2 protein-coding genes and 2 pseudogenes are annotated in these 3,678 nt (G+C 69.7%); all 4 read right to left on the reverse strand.

Annotation, left to right across the window (positions count from 1 at the left end):
• The coding region (dnaG, locus tag Y694_RS20420; RefSeq protein ID WP_036235982.1) for a DNA primase at positions 1–1,292 on the reverse strand (1,292 nt) is incomplete at its 3' end.
• A 59-nt stretch (positions 1,293–1,351) separates the two neighbouring features.
• A pseudogene (locus tag Y694_RS20425) lies at positions 1,352–2,109 on the reverse strand (3-hydroxyacyl-CoA dehydrogenase).
• A 118-nt stretch (positions 2,110–2,227) separates the two neighbouring features.
• The gene (gene adk / locus Y694_RS20430) at positions 2,228–2,881 is read right to left on the reverse strand and encodes an adenylate kinase (RefSeq protein WP_011830076.1); all 654 of its coding nucleotides are present in this window, start codon (positions 2,879–2,881) and stop codon (positions 2,228–2,230) included.
• A gap of 134 nt (positions 2,882–3,015) precedes the next feature.
• A pseudogene (kdsB, locus tag Y694_RS20435) lies at positions 3,016–3,678 on the reverse strand (3-deoxy-manno-octulosonate cytidylyltransferase); the annotation flags it as partial.

Here is a 3,678-nt window from a genome sequence, read left to right on the forward strand (position 1 = left end):
CAGAGCGCCTGCAGCTCCGCGGATTCGAGGGCGCCAGCCCGCGCCAGCTCGCCCAGCAGCTGGCGCCGCAGCGCGCCATCCGGCAGCGCCGACCACAGCGGCTTGGCGTTGGCAAGCATGCGCGCGCGCCCTTCGGCGCTGTCGAGATCGCAGCCCTCGCGGGCCACCTCGAGCAGCTGGCGCGACAGCGGCACCGCCTGCTCGACGCAGGCTTCGAAGGCGGCGGTGCCGTGCGCACGCACGAACGAATCAGGGTCGTGCTCTGCCGGCAGGAACAGGAACTTCATGCTGCGCGTGTCGCTGGCGTGCGGCAGCGCCGCCTCCAGAGCGCGGCCGGCGGCACGGCGGCCGGCCGCATCGCCGTCGAAGCTGAAGACGATGCGGTCGGTGAATCGCAGCAGTTTGTGCACATGCTCGGCGGTGCAGGCGGTGCCAAGCGTTGCCACGGCGTTCGGAAATCCGAGCTGGGCGAGGGCCACCACGTCCATGTAGCCCTCGACCACCAGCGCATAGCCGCGCTCGCGCAGCGCCTGGCGGGCCTCGTGCAGGCCGTAGAGTTCGCGACCCTTGACGAACACCGGGGTCTCCGGAGAGTTGAGGTACTTCGGCTCGCCGGCGTCGAGCACGCGACCGCCGAAGCCGATCACTTCGCCCTGCACCGAGCGGATCGGGAACATGATGCGGTCGCGGAAGCGGTCGTAGCGCTTCTGCTCCGGCCCTTCGTCGCCCTGCACGATTACCAGACCCGATTCGGCGAGCAACGGGTCGTCGTAGCGCGGGAACACGCTGGCGAGGCCTCGCCAGCCTTCGGGCGCGTAGCCCATGCCGAAGCGTGCCGCGATCTCGCCGGTCAGTCCGCGGCCCTTGAGATAGTTCACCGCGCGCGGGCTGCCCCTGAGCTGCTTGCGCCAGTGCTCGCCGGCCTTCGCCAGCACCTCGCTCAGCGTGGCCTGGCGCTCCTTCGCTGCCCTGGCGCGCTCGCGCTCCTCGGGCGAGCTGTCTTCCTGAGGCACGGTCATGCCCAGGCGCTGCGCGAGGTCGCGCACCGCCTCGGGGAAGTCGAGCCCGACATGCTCGGTCAGAAAGCGCAGCGCATGGCCCTGGGCACCGCAGCCGAAGCAGTGATAGAACTGCTTGGCCGGGATCACGTAGAAGCTCGGCGTCTTCTCGCCGTGGAAGGGGCACAGGCCCTTGAAGTCCTTGCCGGCGCGCTTGAGCTCGACGTGCGGACCGATGACCTCGACGATGTCGGCGCGGGCGAGCAGTTCGTCGATGAAAGCCTGGGGGATCACGCGCGAAGTCTAGGGCCTGGTCGGGCCAGCGGGCGGTTCGCGCCCGGGCGCGCCCACTTTCATTTCGGCGCCAGCCGGATCGCCCCGTCCAGGCGGATGACCTCGCCGTTGAGCATCTCGTTGGTGAGGATCTGCTGCACCAACTTGGCGTAGTCTGCGGGCGTGCCCAGACGCGAGGGGAAGGGCACACCGGCGGCCAGTGCGTCCTGCACCTCCTGCGGCATCGCGAACAGCATCGGCGTGCCGAAGATGCCCGGGGCGATCGTCATGTTGCGGATGCCGCTGCGGGCCAGGTCGCGCGCGATCGGCAGCGTCATCCCGACCACGCCACCCTTGCTGGCGGCATATGCCGCCTGGCCGATCTGGCCGTCGTAGGCCGCCACCGAGGCCGTCGAGATGAGGACGCCGCGCTCGCCGGTGGCTTCGGGGGCGTTGCGGCTCATCGCCTCGGCGGCGAGCCGGATCATGTTGAACGTGCCGACCAGGTTGACCGTGACCACCTTGCTGAACACGGCCAGCGGGTGGGCGCCGTCCTTGCCCACCGTCTTGACGGCGGGCGCGATGCCGGCGCAGTTCACCAGCCCATCAGCTTGCCCAGCGAGACCGCCTTCGCCACCACCGCCTGGCCGTCGGCCTCGTTGGCGACGTCGCACTTGACGAAGGCGCCGCCGATGTCTCGCGCCACCGCCTCACCGGCCTCGGCCTGCAAGTCGGCCACCACGACGATGCCGCCTTCGCGGGCCAGCATGCGCGCGGTGCCTTCGCCCAGGCCCGAGGCGCCGCCGGTGACGATATAGACCTTGCCTGCGATATCCATGCGGAGCTCCGGTGGTGAATGGGTGGAGGGAGGAAAGAAAAAGGGCCGCTGCTGCGGCCCCGGTACAAAAAGGAAAAGAGGAAGGAGGAAGAGGCCGCGAGCCGCCCGTCGACCGGCCTCAGGCCAGGGCCGCCAGAGCCCGCGTCGTGATCTCGTCGACGCTGCCGGTGCCGGCGATCTTGCGGTACTTCGGGGCTGCCGCATCGCCGGTCGCGGCCCAGGCGGCGTAGTAGTCGACCAGCGGCCGGGTCTGGCTCTGGTAGACCTGCAGACGCTTGAGCACGGTGGCTTCCTTGTCGTCGTCGCGCTGGATCAGCGGTTCGCCTGTCACGTCGTCGACGCCGGCCACCTTGGGCGGGTTGAACTTGACGTGGTAGGTGCGGCCCGAGGCCACGTGCACGCGGCGACCGCTCATGCGTTCGATGATGGCCTCGTCGGGCACGTCGATCTCCAGCACGAGGTCGAGCTTCACGCCCGCGGCCTTCATCGCGTCAGCCTGCGGGATCGTGCGCGGGAAGCCGTCGAACAGGAAGCCGTTGGCGCAGTCCGGCTGCGTGATGCGTTCCTTGACGAGGCCGATGATGATGTCGTCGCTGACGAGGCCGCCGCTGTCCATCACCTTCTTGGCCTCCAGCCCCAGCGGGGTCCCAGCCTTGACGGCGGCGCGCAGCATGTCGCCGGTCGAGATCTGCGGGATTCCGAACTTCTGGCAGATGAAGGTGGCTTGGGTGCCCTTGCCAGCGCCGGGTGCGCCCAACAGGATCAGTTTCATCGCGGGTCCTCGTGGTTTCTTGTCGGTTCGCACGCCGTGGCACCCGGAGGCGGCACGCGGCTTGTCTCGCAGCTGCTCGACCGTGAAGGAGCGTTGCCTGCAGGGTCAAAATGAGAATACCACGCAGCCTTTCGTCAACCTGACTCGCGCGGCGGTTCTTGCCCCGTATCGTGGAGCAGGGCGCGCACGCGTGCCAGGTCGTCGGGCGTGTCGACGCCCGGGCCGGGACGCAGCGGACTCACGTGCACCGCGATGCGCTCGCCGTGCCAGAGCACGCGCAGCTGTTCGAGCGATTCGATCGTCTCGATCGGGCTCGGCGCCAGCGTCGGGTAGCGGCGCAGGAAGCCGGCCCGGTAGGCATACAGACCGATGTGCCGCAGCGGCGGCGGATCGCTCAGCGCTGTTGCCTGGCGCAGCCCAGCGGCGTAGCATCGCGCCACCAGGGCATCGGCGCCCGCGAAAAGCTCAATGCCCGGCCCAGCGCGTCGCACACCACCTTCACGACGTTCGGGTTCTCGAACTCCGCCACGGTGTCGATCGCGTGGGCGGCCGTGCCCATCACGCATTCGGGGCGCTCGGCCAGCAGGCGTGCGCAGGCGTCGATCAGCGCCGGATCGATCAGCGGCTCGTCGCCCTGCACGTTGACGACGATTTCGCTGTCCGGCAGTGCGAGCAGGTCGCACGCCTCGGCGAGGCGGTCGCTGCCGGTTGCATGGTCGCGGCGCGTCAGCAGCGCCCGCACGCCATGGCGCGCACAGGCCTCGACCGTGCGCGTGTCGTCGGCCGCCACCACCACC

This window comes from Methylibium sp. T29-B, assembly GCF_000576225.1.
GTDB lineage: Bacteria > Pseudomonadota > Gammaproteobacteria > Burkholderiales > Burkholderiaceae_C > Methylibium > Methylibium petroleiphilum.